We start from the raw sequence: 15,878 nt of genomic DNA on the forward strand, positions 1-15,878 counted from the left end.
CAACCCCCCCCGGGCCCGGGGGGGGGGGGCGCGGTTTTGTTAAAACCCCACTGCCCGCCGGGGGGCGTACCCGGCCGGCACGCGCGCGGCCTGACTAGGTCAGCCCTGGGAGGAATCAGTTCGTGCCCTTGCCGCCGCACTTGCCGGTGGCAACGTTGAAGTTGCCGCAGGACAGAGGCGCGCGCCAATCGGAGATCAGGTCCTTGGAATCAGGCAGATAGTCGGACCACTCGTCACCCATCACCAGGCCCGGCGTGCGCGACACGGTTTCGAACTGGCCGTCGGCCTGGATTTCGCCGATCAGCACCGGCTTGGTGATGTGGTGGTTCGGCATCATCGTCGAATAGCCGCCGGTCAGGTTCGGCACCGACACGCCGATCATGGCGTCGATGACCTTGTCCGGATCGGTGGTGCCGGCCTTCTCGACCGCCTTCACCCACATGTTGAAGCCGATATAATGGGCCTCCATCGGGTCGTTGGTGGTGCGCTTGTCGTTCTTGATGAACTTGTGCCAGTCGGCGATGAACTTCTTGTTCTCGGGCGTATCGATGCTCTCGAAATAGTTCCAGGCGGCGAGATGGCCGACCAGCGGCGCGGTGTCGAGACCTGCAAGCTCTTCCTCGCCGACCGAGAAGGCCATGACCGGAATGTCCTCGGCCTTGATGCCCTGGTTGCCGAGTTCCTTGTAGAACGGCACGTTGGCGTCGCCGTTGACGGTCGAGACGACGGCGGTCTTCTTGCCGGCCGAACCGAACTTCTTGATCGCCGAAACCTCGGTCTGCCAGTCGGAGAAGCCGAACGGCGTGTAATTGACCATGATGTCTTCAGCCGCCACGCCCTTGGCCTTCAGATAGGCCTCGAGGATCTTGTTGGTGGTGCGCGGATAGACGTAGTCGGTGCCTTCCAGCACCCAGCGCTTCACCGAACCGCCATCCTCGCTCATCAGATAGTCGACCGCCGGGATTGCCTGCTGGTTCGGCGCCGCACCCGTGTAGAACACGTTACGTTCGCTCTCTTCGCCCTCATACTGGACCGGATAGAACAGGATATTGTCGAGCTCGCTGAAAACAGGCAGCACCGATTTGCGCGACACCGAGGTCCAGCAGCCGAACACTGCCGCGACCTTGTCCTTGGAGATCAGCTCGCGCGCCTTTTCGGCAAACAGCGGCCAGTTGGAAGCCGGATCGACGACGACCGCCTCGAGCTTCTTGCCGAGCAGGCCGCCCTTGGCGTTCTGCTCGTCGATGAGCATCAGCATGGCGTCCTTCAGCGTCGTCTCCGAAATCGCCATGGTCCCCGACAGCGAATGGAGAATGCCGACCTTGATCGTGTCGTCGGCGGCCTTCGCCGGAGCGGACATCAACAGGCCGGCGGCGACCACGCTCGCCGAAAACATTTTTGTTATTGTCGAGAAATTACCCCTCATATTACGGACTCCCAAGCTGGTTGATTGCACCGCAGCACTACAAAGCAACCCCCATGCCAACCGCTCCGGCGATCCCGAAAGGGCACAAATAAATTAGAGATATCAGCACCTTGGAATATAGGGCTTACAAAACAAAGAGAGGTGGCCAGAAATCGATTGAGAGAAATTTGCGCAGCTTGCGCAGTCATTGCCTATTTTTCGAACATTTGCGAAATTTGCCTAGATTTTGATCTCACCAGTGCCTCAGGCGACCGATGTTGCGGCGCGATGCAAAAATAGGGCAAGCTCGCTCTTCAAGCGAGCGACGTCATGGTTTCAGGTATTTCACGTATTTTCATCGGCATAGTACTTCTGACGGCAGCAACCGGCGCAGCGCGAGCCGATTTCAGCGACGGCAAGATGCCTGACGGCGCCTATCATTGCGAAGTGTACCTGCTTGGCATGTTCCTCAGCCTCGGCGACATCACCATCAAGGGGAACGTCTACAGCGGCCCCGTCTACACCAGCCTCGGCGCCTTCGGCACCGCGCGGCAGGGCTATAACTACCAAATGGACGCAAACGGCGTGATCTCGTGGCTGGGGCCGCTGGGCGGATATACCGCCGGCGGCAATTCACTGTCGCTGACCCAGGCGACGCTGGACGGTGAAACCGCGCCTTCCTTCGACATCATCATGAAGCAGCCCGACGGCGCTTTCACCGCCTCGACCTGCACCAAGCAATGAGGCGGCAGGAAAAAAGGCGCGGAACCTTTGCGGGTTCCGCGCCAGCAGTCTGTCGGGAGGATGTGACTAGATCGTCTTGGCCGACATCTGCGCGGCGATGTAGTCGGCCTGGCGGATCGCGAGCGACACGATCGTCAGGGTCGGGTTTTCGGCGGCCCCGGTGGTGAACTGGCTGCCGTCGGACACGAACAGGTTCTTGATGTCGTGCGCCTGGCCGTGCTTGTTGACGACGCCGTCTTCCGCTTTCTCGCTCATCCGGTTGGTGCCGAGATTGTGGGTCGACGGATAGGGCGGCGTCGGGAAGGTGCGGGTGGCGCCGACCGCATCGTAAAGTGCCGTGGCCTGTTTGTAGGCGTGGTTGCGCATCGCCGTGTCGTTCGGATGGTCGTCGAAATGCACGTCGGCGATCGGCATGCCGTGGGCGTCCTTTTCGTCGGTATGCAGCGTGATGCGGTTCTCCGCACGCGGCATGTCCTCACCGACGATCCACAGGCCGGCCATGTGGTCGTAGTGATCGAGTGCGGCGGTGAACGAGCGTCCCCAGGCGCCCGGATCGAGGAACGCCGCCATGAACGGCAGGCCGAGCGACAGCGTCTCGAACTCGTAGCCACCCACGAACCCACGAGACGGATCGTGCCGCGCCTCGTCGCGGATGATGCCGGCCATGGTCGTGCCGCGATACATGTGCACCGGTCTGTCGAAGATGGCATAGACCGAGCCGGTGGTGTGACGCATGTAGTTCTTGCCGACCTGACCCGACGAGTTGGCAAGCCCATCCGGGAATTTTCCCGACGCCGAATTGAGCAGCAGCCGCGGGCTCTCGATCGAATTGCCGGCAACCGCGACGATGCGCGCCTTCTGCTCCTGCAGCTTGCCGTCCTTGTCGGCGTAGACGACGCCGGTCACCTTTCCGCTAGCGTCGTGGTTGATCTTGATCGCCATGGCGTTCGGCCTGACTTCGAGATGGCCTGTCGCCTCACCCTTGGGTATCTCGGTGTAGAGCGTCGACCATTTGGCGCCCCATTTGCAGCCCTGGAAGCAGAAGCCGGTCTGCTGGCAAGACATGCGGTCGTCACGATCGACCGAATTGATCGCCATGTTGCCGGTGTGGCATTCCTTATAGCCGAGCTTGTCGGCGCCGGCCTTCAGCACCTTGAAATTGTTGTTGCCCGGCAGCCGCGGCCAGTCATTGGTGCCGGTGACGCCCATCTTGGCTTCAGCCTTGGCATAGTAGGGCTCCAGCTCGGCCAGCGTGATCGGCCAATCGAGCAGGTTGGCGCCTTCCAATTTGCCGTAGGTCGACAGCGTCTTGAACTCATGCTCCTGGATGCGCAGCGAGGCTCCGGCCCAATGCGTGGTCGAACCGCCGACCGACTTGACGATCCAGGCCGGCAGGTTGGGAAAGTCCTTGGCCACACGCCAGTCACCCGACGTGGTGCGCTTGTCCGTCCAGGCGAGCTGGCTGAACGAACCCCACTCGTCATTGATGAAGTCTTCGTATTCGTGGCGCGCGCCGGCTTCCAGGATGACGACGTCGACACCCTTCTGGGCGAGTTCGTTGCCGAGCGTGCCGCCGCCGGCACCCGAGCCGATGATGACGACCACGCCGTCGTTGTTCAGATCAAATGAAGCTGCCATGGTTTCCTCCCATGATTTCTGTTTGCGGGTTCAGGAACGACGGGGCTCAGAGCCACTCGATGTCGTCGAAACCGCGCGCGATGTAGCCGCCCTTGGAATAGGACTCGCCCTCGTAACCGAAGATCGGCCACACCTCTTTCTGGTTGTAGAGGCTGACCACGAGGCCGCCTCTGATGGCCTGGAAGAATGGCGTCGCCTCGATTTGCTTCAGCACGGCGACCCGCTGCTCCTCCCAGCCAAGGCCGCGGTAGCCGCCGTCACCGGACTTCTTGTCGAGGTCGGCGATGCCATCCTCGAGCATCGTCTTGTAGGCGGCGTCCTTGCCGGCCTGCTCGTCATGACCTTTCACGGCAATGGCGTAATATTTGTCCGGAACCTGATCGTGCGGATAGATGTCGCGCGCCATCTGGATCAGCGTCGCCATGGTTTCGGGCTTGAGTGCCGATGTCTCGAGCCCCCAGGCATGTTCGGGGCTGATGACGGCGCTGCCGGAGATGACGAGCAGCGCGCCGATGCCGCCGCGTCTGAGAAGCTCTCGACGGGAAAGCCCAGGCTTCGCGTCATAGATCGTGACCATTTTATTCCTCCCTGCTTGCTATGTGCGCTCTGCTCAGAACGCCGTTGCTGGCGCGCCGCCCCTCAGAGGCGGCTGCGATGTCTCCTATTGGAAGCGACCTCCGCGTTGCAGAACCTCGATCTTGTAGCCGTCGGGGTCCTCGATGAAGAAAAAGCGGGCGATCAGCGATCCGTCGCGGTTGAACTCGACGATCTTCTTCGGATTGAGGCCAAGCGCACCGAGACGGTCATGTTCGCTGTCGAGATCGGCGACCGAGACAGCGAGGTGACCGTAGCCGTCGCCGAGCCCGTAAGGCTCTTGCCGATCCTTGTTCACGGTCAGTTCGAGTTCGAACCCCGACTCTTCGTTGCTGAGGTAAATGAGCGTGAATGTCTCGAAGTCCAGCCTGTCGGCGACATCGAGCCCGAATGCATTTCTGTAGAAATCGACCGATCGGGCCTCTTCGAGAACCCGGATCATGCTGTGGATCGCCTTGGCCAAATCAGTCTCCGCTCTGGTGTGGAGACGATTATGCGCGGCACGGACAAAAGGTGGTGGCAGCCGGTTACCACGCCCGAAGCCGTGAACCGTCCTCCATCGCCAACAGGGACAAAAGTCCGATTGCCGTGGCGGCGATTTTGCCCGAGAATGCATGTGGGGACAGGTCAAGCAGTATCAAACTGCACGCCCGTCCACCCAAGACCAACAATCATGGGAGGTTTGTCGGATGTGCAGGGTGTTTGCGGGCCAGGATCCCGAAGGCTATCGCCAGATCAACCGGTCGATTCGCATCGACGGCCACTCGACCAGCATCCAGCTTGAAGGAACATTCTGGGCGTTGCTCGACGAGATCGCCGAAAACCAGAACCTGACGACGCCGAAATTCATCTCCAAGCTCTATGACGAAGCCATAGAGATCAACGGCGCCATCCCGAACTTTGCGTCGATGCTGCGCACCACCTGCGCGCTCTATCTGCGCGGGCATCGGCCAGGAATGGATGAGCAGATGGTGCCGAAGCGGGAGGCCGCTTAGCGTATTGCGCTCAGCTGAGTTCTTGGGCGAGCCCGATGAGAAGCCCTCCAGGCCCTCGAATGTAACATAGCCGATACACGTCTCTATACTGGACGACTTCGCCTTCGAGCCGCGCACCGCGATTGCGGAGCCTTTCGAGCGTCCCGTCAATGTCGTCCACAGTGAACATGACGCGGAGGTAGCCCAGGGCGTTTACCGGGGCGTTGCGGTGATCCGCGACGACAGGCGGCGTGAGGAAACGGGACAGTTCGAGCCGGCTGTGGCCGTCCGGCGTCCGCATCATGGCAATCTCGACGCGCTGATCGCCCAGTCCCGTGACACGTCCGGCCCATTCTCCTTCGATCGTAGCCCGCCCTTCGAGCTCAAGGCCGAGCTCGCCAAAGAAACCAATCGTCTCTTCAAGGTCATCGACGACGATTCCTATGTTGTCCATCCGTTTGAGCGCCATGGTGTTCAGTCTACAAGGTGTCGTCCAGGTCGTAAACTCATTAGCCTGCTTGCCAGCTGAGCAAGTATGATCAAGGGTCTTGAGAGCCTGGTGATGCGTCGCGGTGGGCCTGGCATTGACCGCGACCTCGAACGCCACCCGGTCAGTGGCTGGTTCCTGATTCATGCCTGATGGCACGACGCTGTTTCTATCGGTCCAGGATCCGGGCAGGTAGGCCGGATGCTTCGCGGGATCGTGGCCCGACTTTCGGGCAGCCATCCGGCTTCAACAACACACCCAGACCCGATCGGCAGTTGACCGAACCCTCGCTAACGATTTTGTGATGTGGTTGACGAGGTCATTTTCATCTCGCAGTCTATCGGCATTCGATCTGCGGATTAACCTAACTATCGTTGTCATGATTACTTGGGCGTCACTTCCCGGGTGCGTTCTCTTATTTTCGAGATTCCTAATATGAACCATCGCAATCCTGTTCGAATGAATCGGCGTCTTTTCCTGTCCTCGGTCGCAATATTTACGGCAACCGCGACATCGGCCGGTTTTGCGCGATCGTTCTCGGGCACTTTGCCCTGGACGCCAATGGCATCCGATCCACCCACGCAGGTCGTGGCCGGCGGCTGGCACTTTTTCTCAGCCCAGGAAGCAGCCCTTGTCGAGGCGATCGTCGACCGCATCATTCCGGCCGACGAGCTCAGCATGGGCGGCAAGGAAGCCGGTTGCGCCGTCTATATCGACAGGCAGTTGATGGGGGCGTTCGGAGCGTCGAGCCGGCTTTACACGCAAGGCCCGTTTCTGCCTGGACTGCCCACCCAGGGCTATCAGGGCGAGGCCAATCCGGCGCAGCGTTACCGCACCGGGCTTGCCGCCATCGACGCCTTCCTGAAACAGCGGGACGGCAAGACATTCGTCGAGCTCGCACCGGCCGAACAGGATGCCTTCCTGACGGCAATGGAGGCCGGGAAAGTCGACCTGCCCAATGGCGTCAAGGGGCCCGGTTTCTTCGGGCTTCTGCTGCAGAACACCATGGAAGGGTTCTTTGCCGACCCCGTCTATGGCGGCAACAAGGACATGGTCTCGTGGCGCATGCTTGGTTTTCCAGGTGCCCGCTACGACTACCGCGACCATGTCAGCAAACACAATCAGCCATATCCGCAGCCGCCTGTCTCGATCATCGGGCGTCCCGAATGGCTCGGCAAAGGCGCCTGATCATGACCAAGATACTGCCTCGCAAAGACGTCGTTATCGTCGGCCTCGGCTGGACGGGATCCATTCTGGCCCACGAATTGACCGATCAGGGCCTGGACGTGGTGGCCATAGAGCGCGGCCCCTGGCGCGACACGGCAACCGATTTCAACATCGGCTATGCGCAGGACGAGTTGCGCTACAGCATCCGGCGCGACCTCTTCCTGCAGCCGACCGTCGAAACCATGACGGTGCGCAATGACCCGTCGCAGAAGGCGCTGCCGATGCGCGATTTCGGCTCCTTCCTCCCCGGCAACGGCGTCGGCGGCGCCGGCGTCCACTGGAACGGCCACACCTGGCGGTTCTGGGATTCGGACTTTCAGATAAAGACCAATCTGACGAAGAAATATGGTGCATCGAGAATCGCCGATCTCCAGGTCGAGGACTGGGGCGTGACCGGCGCGGAGATGGAGCCCTATTACGACCAGTTCGAGTATCTGGCAGGCATCTCGGGCAAGGCCGGCAATATCAAGGGGCACTTGCAGGAAGGCGGCAATCCGTTCGAGGATCCAAGGTCGCGGGATTATCCGAACCCGCCGATGCAGATGACCTACGCGCCAACCCTGTTCGCCGAGGTCGGTCGGTCGATCGGCCTGCATCCCTTCCCGACCCCATCCGCCAACATGTCGCGGGCCTATGTCAACCCGCTCGGCATCGCCATGGGTCAATGCACCTATTGCGGGTTCTGCGAACGCTTCGGCTGTGCCAACTATTCGAAGTCGAGCGCCCAGACCACCGTCCTTCCCGTGCTGATGAAGAAGTCCAATTTCGAAGTTCGCACCGACAGCGAGGTTCTGCATGTCGATCTGGCTCCCGGAGGCAAGTCGGCGCGCGGCGTCACCTATGTCGACACGTCAGGCGAGGAATATTTCCAGCCGGCCGATCTGGTGCTGCTGTGCGCCTACGGCCTGCACAATGCCCGGCTGATGATGCTGTCCGGTATCGGCAAGATCTACGATCCCGGCAGTGGCGAAGGAACGGTTGGGCGCAATTACTGCTACCAGACAAATGCCGGCGTGCAGGTGTTCTTCGACGACAAGAACTTCAACCCGTTCATCGCCGCCGGCGCGCTCGGCCAGACGATCGACGATTACAATGGTGACGCGTTCGACCACGGCGCGCTGGACTTCGTCGGCGGCGCGGGCATCAACTGCATTCCCACCAACGGGCGCCCGATCGGAACCAGGCCGACCTTGCCCGGCACGCCGAAATGGGGCAGCGCCTGGAAGAAGGCAACGGTCGAGGGTTACAAGAGCACGCTTGGCTACTCGTCCCAGGGAAGCAGTTACGCGACGCGCAACAACTACCTCGACCTCGACCCGACCTACAAGGACCGTTTCGGTCGTCCGCTGATGCGCATGACGTTTGATTTTCCCGACAACGACATTCGCATGTCGAACTATGTCTGCGACCGGATGGAGGAAATCGCCAAGGCGCTCGGCGGCAAGCAGTACGCCGTCGGCCGCCGCAAGAAGGGCTGGGACAGCGTCCCCTACCAGAGCACCCATAATACGGGCGGCGCCATCATGGGAACGGACCCGAAGAAGAGCGCGGTCAACACCTTCCTCCAAAGCTGGGACGTCCCCAATGTCTTCGTCATCGGCGCGTCGGCCTTCCCGCAGAATGCCGGCAAGAACCCGACAGGAACCGTCGGCGCGCTCGCTTTCCGCGCCGCCGATGCCATCCGCAATCAATATCTGCGCAATCCCGGCGCACCCCTGGTGCAGGCATGAACAAGCTCGTTTTCACGCTCGCCATCGGCGCCGCGGCCCTCAACGCGGGCCCGGCACGGAGTGCCGACCAGGCGGACCAGATCATACGTGGACAGTATCAGGCCGTGCTCGGCGACTGCGCAGGCTGTCATACGCAGGCCGGGGGCAAACCGCTGGCTGGCGGACTGCCGCTCGAAACGCCGTTCGGCATGCTTGTCCCGCCCAACATAACCCCCGACGGCGAAACGGGCATCGGCAATTGGTCGGAAGCCGATTTCCGCAGCATGATGAAGTCAGGCGTCGGCCACAATGGCGTGCGGCTCTACCCCGCAATGCCCTACCCCGCCTATACCAGGATGAACGATCGGGACATTTCCGACCTGTGGGCCTATGTGACGACGGTTGAACCGGTATCGAATAAGGTCGAGGCCAATCAGCTGCCCTTCCCGTTGAACATCCGGTTGGCGATGCTGGGCTGGAATGCCCTCAACTTTACCGAGGCAAGCTTTCAGCCGGATTCCTCCAAGTCGGCGGAGTGGAATCGCGGCGCCTATATCGTCCAGGGTGCAGGACATTGCGGCACCTGCCACTCGCCCAAATCTTTCCTTGGCGCCGACAAGGACAGCGAGTTCCTGCAAGGTGCCTCCCTGCAAGGCTGGTTTGCCCCCGACATCACCAACAATGCGCAATCGGGCCTTGGGAAATGGTCTCAGGAGGATCTGGTCCAATACCTCAAGACCGGCGTCAACGCGCATTCGATTGCATCAGGTCCGATGGCGGAGGCCATCGAGAACTCCACGTCGAAAATGACCGATCCCGATCTCAAGGCGGTTGCAGTCTACCTCAAGAGCCTGGGCTCGGATGTCGACAGCGTCCAACCGGCAAAGCCTGACGCGACACGGATGGCAACGGGCGAGGCAATCTATCGCGACAATTGCTCGGCTTGCCATGGTGGAGATGGTGCCGGGTCAGGCGTGCTTTTCCCTTCCCTTGCCGGCAATTCGATCGTCGCGCAGGGCAGTTCCGAAACATTGGCCCGGCTCGTCCTTGCCGGCAGCCAGGCCGTGCACACGGCTGATGCACCGACTACGCCCGCCATGCCCTCCCTGGCCTGGCGCCTGAAAGACCAGGAGGTCGCCGACGTCCTGACCTATGTGCGCGCCAGCTGGGGCAACGCCGCCCCGGCGGTCTCCTCTGACAATGTCGCTGCCGTACGCAAGGGGCTGACCCGGTAGACCCGTACTCTAGCTTTCTGCTGCGACAGCGAGCGCCAGACGGCTCATGTCTGCGAACAATTCCTGGCGCTCGGAATAGTCGGTCTGTTCGCCGGTCTCGATGTTGTCGACCACGACACACATCGACAGCGCACGCGCCCCGAAATGCTCTGATATGCGATAGAGCGCGCTGGTTTCCATGTCCACGGCCAGGGCTCCTTCCGCCCGCGCATCGGCAAAACGGGCGCGCCCTTCCGGGTGATAGAAGATGTCGCTGCACACCGTCAGGCCGGCATGATGGTCGATGCCGAATTCTACCGCCTTGGCCAGTGACGATGCAAGGAGCGCCGGGTCGGGGCCAGCGGGTCGATAAAGGCCGAAAACCTGGCCGCTCTGGGCGCTTTCCGCCTGTGCCGATTGTGAGATGACAAGGCTGCGCAGTTTCGCCTTTGCGGTCAGGCTGCCGCAGGTGCCGGTGCGGATCAACGTCCGGGCGCCATAATGGTCCAGCAGTTCATGCGCATAGATCAGAAATGATGAAACGCCGATGCCCGTCGCCTGAATGCTGATGGACTTGCCACGAAACAGCCCGGTGAAGCCAAGCGTGCCGCGGCGGCGATTGATGCAGCGCGGCGCTTCCAGGAACGTTTGCGCCATCCACTCGGCACGCTGCGGATCACCCGGCAACAACACCGTGTCGGCGTAGTCGTCCTTGTCCGCTTCGTTGTGCGGCGTCACAAGTTGCTCCCCTAAGCCTTCCTGCCGTTTCACCCGCAATCATGGCGTTGTCACGGCGTTGTGCAAGGAGGAACATGGGGAAGGCTCTAAGACTCGAGCACGTCCTTGACGATCGTCGCCAGTTGCTTGAGCGAAAACGGCTTGGGCAGAAAGCCGAAATGCGCATCTGCCGGGAGATTTCTGGCGAATGCATCCTCGGCGTAGCCGGACACGAAGACGAACTTGATGTCCGGCTGGCGCTTGCGCAATTCACCGAGCAGTGTCGGTCCGTCCATTTCCGGCATGACCACGTCGGAAACGACGATATCGACCTTGCCGCCCAGCGCCTCGAACACTTCCAGCGCCTCGACGCCCGATGATGCCTCGTGCACGGTGTAGCCACGCGAGGTCAGCGCCCGCATGCCGCCCATGCGCACGGCATCCTCGTCCTCGACGAGCAGCACCGTGGCCGAGCCCGACAGATCCTTGGCCGGGTCGGCGACCTTTGCCGGCGCTGCCGGCGCATCGCCGGGCTCGCCTGCTTTTTTCGCTTCGGCGATGTGACGCGGCAGGAAAATGCGGAAAGTCGAGCCTTTGCCGACTTCGGAATCGCAGAAGATGAAGCCGCCGGTCTGCTTGATGATGCCGTAGACCATCGACAGGCCAAGGCCGGTGCCCTTGCCGACTTCCTTGGTGGTGAAGAAAGGCTCGAAAATCTTCTTCAGCACGTCGGGCGCGATGCCGCTGCCGGTGTCCTCGACTTCGACCACGACATAGTCCGCCGGGGCGAGTTCGCGGTAGGAAAAGGCCTTGCACTCCTCGGCGGTCACATTGCGGGTGCGCACGGTGAGATCGCCGCCCGCCGGCATTGCGTCGCGCGCGTTGACCGCAAGGTTGACCACCACCTGCTCGAACTGCCCGATATCGACCTTGACCGGCCACAGGTCGCGGCCATGGTCGACCTTCAGCTTGATGTCGTTGCCGACCAAGCGGGCGAGCAGCATTCTGAGATCGGCGAGCACGTCGGTCAGATTGAGCACTTCCGGCCGCAATGTCTGCTTGCGCGAGAAGGCCAGAAGCTGCCGCACCAGCGAAGCCGCCCGGTTGGCGTTCTGCTTGATGTTCATGATGTCGGGGAAGGAAGGGTCCGACGGACGGTGGTTGGTCAACAAAAGGTCGGACGCCATGATGATGGCGGTCAGCACATTGTTGAAATCATGCGCGATGCCGCCGGCAAGCTGGCCGACCGCCTGCATCTTCTGGCTTTGCGCCATCTGCCCTTCGAGCGCTTTCTGCTCCGTTGTCTCGACGGCGTAGACGATGGCCGACTCCTCGGCCCCCTCGCCGCCGGTGCCGTCGGCGACGGCGTTGACGTAGAAGCGGATGTGCCGTTCGTCGTTGCCGGGCAAAAGCGTGTCGATCGGCTCGATGTCGGCCTGCCGCTGCTGCGCTTTCTCGAAGGCAGCCGCGAAGGCCGGCCGGTCGCGTTCGTGGATCACCGTGTCGAGCCGTACGCGACGGTCGACGGCGTCGCGATCGACGACAGACGAAAACAGCGACAGGAACGGCGCATTGGTACGCAGGATGCGCCCATTGTGGTCGACGCCGGCGATCGCCATCGGTGTCGAGTTGAAGAAGCGGGTGAAGCGCACTTCCGAAGCCCGCAAATCGGCGGAGGCATCCTCGCCTTGCGTGCGGTTGAGCACGATCGTGCGTGTCGGCCCGTTCAATCCTTCGCGGCTGGCTGAAACGCGGTGCATGAAGCGCACCGGCAGCGCTTCGCCCGTCATGGTCGTCAGGTCGAGATCTATCACCGCGTTGCGTGTGGTGCCGGGGTCGGCCTTGACCGAGCGGACCAGCGCCATGCCGTCGCCAGCCACGATCTCCGACAGAGACACGGCGCCGGGCGTGAAGCTGGTGAGGTCGATGCCCAGCCATTCGGCGAGCGTGGCGTTGATATAGGTGACGCGGCCCTCCTGGTCGGCCGAAAAGAAGCCGGCCGGCGCGTGGTCGAGGTGGTCGATCGCCTTCTGCAGGTCGAGGAAGAAGCGCTCCTGCTCGGCCCGCTCCTGCGAGATGTCGGCAAGCTGCCAGGCCAGCATCGGCAGCCGCTGGCCTGGAACGCTGAAGGCGCGGGCGCGTGCCCGGTACCAGCGGGCGCCAGGCTCGGCACCGGGCCGAATGGACTGTGCGAGCCTAAACTCGCCGTCGCCCGGCTGGCCGTCGCGCAGGCCGGACGCCAGGCGATAGATCGTCACCGAGGCTTCAGGGACATCCGAGAGCAATCCCTCGACGGTCTTCAGGTCGGCAGCGGACGATGCTCCGGTCATATCCGCATAGGCGCGATTGGCGTAGACGACGCGGCCCTTGGTGTCGGTGACGAGAAGCCCCTGCGACATCGAATCGACGAAGGATTTCGACAGTTCGTCGCCTGTCGAGCGTGGCGTGACCTGCACGAAGCCGATCGCCGTCGCGAACAGGAAGCCGACGCCGATCATCGCCAGCACGCCGAGCATGCCGAGCAGGAAAGGATCGCCGAGGCGCTCGCGGAAAAGCCCGAAGACGATCGCCGCCCCCGTCAGAACGACGATGAAAATGATAAGCCGGGTGACCGCGCCGGGTCGCGTATTCTGGTCGACGATCGGTACCGGATAGAAATCGCCGCGCGCTTCCTTGGCCATGTGCCCCCTGCTCGTGAATTCCGGTGTTCCGACACCCGCCCCTAGCGGGTTGAATCACATTCTCCAAGTCCGGAAAAGGCCTGGGCGGCAAATGTCGGATAAAAATGATGTATTCCAGGCTTCGGAGTTTTCTAGCTGTTCACCAGCGTGAAACGCAACTTGCGGTGGCCCGCTGCAACGGTCTAGTGTCTCTTCACTTCCAAGGGCGATCAGGGGAACCCAATGCAATGGCTCGATAGCGTGGCAGGTCCCGGTTATGCCGCAGCATTGTTGTGGACGTTTGCAGCGCTTGTCCTGCTGGTTATCGTTCTCGTTATCATCAAGCTGGTGCGCAACCTGACATTCGGAACCTTCGTCGCCGGTGGCCGGAACCGCAAGACGCGACTGGCCGTCATGGATGCCACCGCCGTCGACAGTCACCGCAGGTTGGTGCTGATACGCCGTGACGATATCGAGCACCTGCTTCTGATCGGCGGCCCGACCGACGTCGTCGTCGAGCGCGATATCCGACTTTCGGCGCTACGCCGGCCGGCATTGACCGGAGATGGCGGCTTGCAGCCGGTTCCGGCCGCCGCGGCCCCGGCAAGACCGCGTCCGCCGCAACCCGCTCCGCCGCCGGCGAGACAGGCTCCCGCTCCACAGCCGGTGAACACGACGCCGCCCGCCCGCCCGCGTACAACGGCGCCGCCGGCACCTGCACCGAAGCCGGCAACGCAAAGCTATCAGCCGACCAATGTCACGCCGTTGCCGGCCTACGGCTCCGCCAATGCCAACACCGCCCGGCACGCGCCGCCACCACCGCAGCCGGTGCAGGACAGCATCGACGACACGCTGATGAGGGAACTCGAAGTGTCGCTGGACCAGCCCCGTTCGGGCGGCCCCGTGGGCAAGCCGGCGGCGCCGCCGTCGCTCGACGACGAGATGACCAAGCTTCTCGGCGAACTCTCCAGTCAGAAGAGATGAGCGACCGCCGGGTCGCTATCACCGCGAAACATCGTCGCCGGTCCACTGGTCCACTGCCGAACCACCTCGTCCGAAGCGCCAAATATCAAGGGTTTGCTGCCTTCGCCCGCCCTGAGCGGTGGATGCCGCACCAATAAAAATGGCCGGAAAACCGGCCATTTCAGAATCGAGTTCGTTCGAGGACAGCCGGCCGTGAGCCGCCGGCCTTGACCTTCAGTCGTCGCGATAGACTTTTTCGCGGCGCTCATGCCGCTCCTGCGCTTCGATCGACAATGTCGCTATCGGACGCGCATCGAGCCGCTTCAGCGCGATCGGCTCGCCGGTCTCTTCGCAATAGCCGTAAGTGCCTTCGTCGATGCGCTGCAGGGCGGAATCGATCTTTGCGATGAGCTTGCGCTGACGGTCGCGAGCCCTGAGTTCGATGGCGCGGTCGGTTTCCGAAGAGGCGCGATCGGCCAGATCGGGGTGGTTGGCGTTTTCTTGCTGCAGGATTTCCAGTGTTTCGCGCGCTTCGCGCAATATGTCATTCTTCCAGGTAACGAGCTTTGAGCGGAAGTAGGATTTCTGCCGCTCGTTCATGAACGGCTCGTCTTCGGAGGGTACGTAATCGGCGGTAACGATGTCGTTCATTCGACTCACCCAAACTGCCCCAAATTTGGCGCCTATATATTCGTCGTCCGACGCCTGCACAAGCGCAATCGGCCGCTGTTTCACGCAATTGTTAAAGTACCCCGCCACGCGTCTTTGCAGCCGCGTACGGTCGCTTTGGTACAAACTCCGCCGAGACACTTTGGATCCGGTGGCTCATGCTTTCCGAGATCGGCCTTGATCCCGGGGCCGATACGCAAGCGCCTTTGCAGCAAGCAGCATTGGGTGATTCGCCGTGTTTGAAGAGCACGGGCCATTGTGCGCAACGCCGTTCTCGTGGCTAATCCCGGGAGGCTTCGGCATTCGGAGGTTGGGTGAGCAGGCTTTATCTGTTGCGACATGCAAAGGCTGGCTGGGCACTGCCCGGCATGCGCGATTTCGACCGTCCGCTCGATGCGTCCGGCCGCGCCGATGCCGAAATGGTGGGGGCCGCCATGCGCTCCCGCCTCTATGTTCCGGACCGGACGCTCTGCTCCAATGCCAAGCGCGCCAAGGAGACGCTGGAAGGCCTGGCCGGCCAGACCGACACCGGCCGGGTTCTGTTCTTCGACGCGCTCTACAGCGCGGACGCGGCCGGGTACCTCCACCTTATCCGCGACAATGGCGGATCAGGCTCATTGCTGGTCATTGGCCACAACCCGATGATGGAAGACCTCACCATGGCAGTTTCGGGCGACGGCGACGAGACCGCGCGGGTCACGCTGAACCATGGGTTCCCGACCGCAGGCCTGGCGGTCGTCCGCTTCGACGGCGATCTTGCCAGCGCCGCCCAAGGCACCGGTTATCTCGAAGCGTTCCTGACGCCGGCCGATCTCTGAAGCCATTTCAAAGCCAGGTTGCAGAGCCTATATCGGACGGACCGAAGTCCGAGAGAGCA

General features: G+C 62.0%; 15 protein-coding genes. 7 read left to right on the top strand and 8 right to left on the bottom strand.

From position 1 onward, the window contains the following. Nucleotides 1-115 precede the first annotated feature (115 nt). Nucleotides 116-1,426: an urea ABC transporter substrate-binding protein gene (gene urtA, locus NKH52_RS20560; RefSeq protein ID WP_127258859.1), complete on the bottom strand. Its 1,311-nt coding sequence runs from the start codon at nucleotides 1,424-1,426 to the stop codon at nucleotides 116-118. A 309-nt stretch (nucleotides 1,427-1,735) separates the two neighbouring features. Here urtA and NKH52_RS20565 point away from each other — a divergent pair, with 309 nt between their 5' ends. Further along, nucleotides 1,736-2,149 carry a hypothetical protein gene (locus tag NKH52_RS20565; RefSeq protein ID WP_352732913.1) on the top strand — a complete coding sequence of 138 codons (414 nt, stop codon included), beginning with the start codon at nucleotides 1,736-1,738 and terminating at the stop codon, nucleotides 2,147-2,149. 66 nt (nucleotides 2,150-2,215) lie between these two features. Here NKH52_RS20565 and NKH52_RS20570 read toward each other — a convergent pair whose 3' ends face one another. The 3 genes from NKH52_RS20570 to NKH52_RS20580 all read right to left on the bottom strand — a co-directional run bounded on the left by NKH52_RS20570 (nucleotide 2,216) and on the right by NKH52_RS20580 (nucleotide 4,844). After that, entirely contained in the window at nucleotides 2,216-3,787 is a 1,572-nt protein-coding gene (locus NKH52_RS20570; RefSeq protein ID WP_352732915.1) for a GMC family oxidoreductase, read from the bottom strand. Between the two features lie 46 nt (nucleotides 3,788-3,833). Continuing rightward, nucleotides 3,834-4,364 (bottom strand): gluconate 2-dehydrogenase subunit 3 family protein, encoded by a 531-nt coding sequence (locus NKH52_RS20575; protein ID WP_352732918.1) that lies wholly within the window; start codon nucleotides 4,362-4,364, stop codon nucleotides 3,834-3,836. 84 nt (nucleotides 4,365-4,448) lie between these two features. Further along, nucleotides 4,449-4,844 carry a VOC family protein gene (locus tag NKH52_RS20580; protein WP_352732921.1) on the bottom strand — a complete coding sequence of 132 codons (396 nt, stop codon included), beginning with the start codon at nucleotides 4,842-4,844 and terminating at the stop codon, nucleotides 4,449-4,451. A 226-nt stretch (nucleotides 4,845-5,070) separates the two neighbouring features. On the opposite strand from NKH52_RS20580, the gene NKH52_RS20585 reads away from it, so the two are divergent. Continuing rightward, complete coding sequence (locus NKH52_RS20585) at nucleotides 5,071-5,376, top strand: ribbon-helix-helix domain-containing protein (protein WP_023813015.1); 306 nt, start codon at nucleotides 5,071-5,073, stop codon at nucleotides 5,374-5,376. A 10-nt stretch (nucleotides 5,377-5,386) separates the two neighbouring features. On the opposite strand, the gene NKH52_RS20590 is transcribed toward NKH52_RS20585, so the two are convergent. Beyond that, on the bottom strand, nucleotides 5,387-5,824 hold the full coding sequence (locus tag NKH52_RS20590) for a VOC family protein (protein ID WP_023813016.1): 438 nt from the start codon (nucleotides 5,822-5,824) through the stop codon (nucleotides 5,387-5,389). Nucleotides 5,825-6,403: 579 nt separating this feature from the next. Between NKH52_RS20590 and NKH52_RS20595 the strand changes: the two genes are divergently transcribed. The 3 genes from NKH52_RS20595 to NKH52_RS20605 are packed head-to-tail and all read left to right on the top strand — an operon-like array spanning nucleotide 6,404 to nucleotide 10,013. Further along, on the top strand, nucleotides 6,404-7,030 hold the full coding sequence (locus NKH52_RS20595) for a gluconate 2-dehydrogenase subunit 3 family protein (protein ID WP_224619294.1): 627 nt from the start codon (nucleotides 6,404-6,406) through the stop codon (nucleotides 7,028-7,030). 2 nt (nucleotides 7,031-7,032) lie between these two features. Continuing rightward, nucleotides 7,033-8,799 carry a GMC family oxidoreductase gene (locus NKH52_RS20600; protein ID WP_352732925.1) on the top strand — a complete coding sequence of 589 codons (1,767 nt, stop codon included), beginning with the start codon at nucleotides 7,033-7,035 and terminating at the stop codon, nucleotides 8,797-8,799. Then, nucleotides 8,796-10,013 (top strand): cytochrome c, encoded by a 1,218-nt coding sequence (locus tag NKH52_RS20605; RefSeq protein WP_352732927.1) that lies wholly within the window; start codon nucleotides 8,796-8,798, stop codon nucleotides 10,011-10,013. The genes NKH52_RS20600 and NKH52_RS20605 overlap by 4 nt, the downstream gene beginning before the upstream one ends. 9 nt (nucleotides 10,014-10,022) lie before the next feature. On the opposite strand, the gene NKH52_RS20610 is transcribed toward NKH52_RS20605, so the two are convergent. Next, nucleotides 10,023-10,730, bottom strand: a complete 708-nt coding sequence (locus NKH52_RS20610; RefSeq protein ID WP_352732930.1) for a purine-nucleoside phosphorylase — start codon at nucleotides 10,728-10,730, stop codon at nucleotides 10,023-10,025. A gap of 86 nt (nucleotides 10,731-10,816) precedes the next feature. Beyond that, entirely contained in the window at nucleotides 10,817-13,390 is a 2,574-nt protein-coding gene (gene cckA, locus NKH52_RS20615; protein ID WP_024503530.1) for a cell cycle histidine kinase CckA, read from the bottom strand. A gap of 222 nt (nucleotides 13,391-13,612) precedes the next feature. Here cckA and NKH52_RS20620 point away from each other — a divergent pair, with 222 nt between their 5' ends. Beyond that, entirely contained in the window at nucleotides 13,613-14,353 is a 741-nt protein-coding gene (locus tag NKH52_RS20620; RefSeq protein ID WP_127295922.1) for a flagellar biosynthetic protein FliO, read from the top strand. 213 nt (nucleotides 14,354-14,566) lie between these two features. Here the strand turns inward: NKH52_RS20620 and dksA are convergent, their stop codons facing one another. After that, nucleotides 14,567-14,983 (bottom strand): RNA polymerase-binding protein DksA, encoded by a 417-nt coding sequence (gene dksA, locus NKH52_RS20625; RefSeq protein WP_013531862.1) that lies wholly within the window; start codon nucleotides 14,981-14,983, stop codon nucleotides 14,567-14,569. 332 nt (nucleotides 14,984-15,315) lie between these two features. Here dksA and NKH52_RS20630 point away from each other — a divergent pair, with 332 nt between their 5' ends. Further along, entirely contained in the window at nucleotides 15,316-15,819 is a 504-nt protein-coding gene (locus tag NKH52_RS20630; protein WP_127295923.1) for a SixA phosphatase family protein, read from the top strand. Nucleotides 15,820-15,878: the final 59 nt, after the last annotated feature.

Source organism: Mesorhizobium sp. M1066, from assembly GCF_040318635.1.
Lineage (GTDB): Bacteria > Pseudomonadota > Alphaproteobacteria > Rhizobiales > Rhizobiaceae > Mesorhizobium.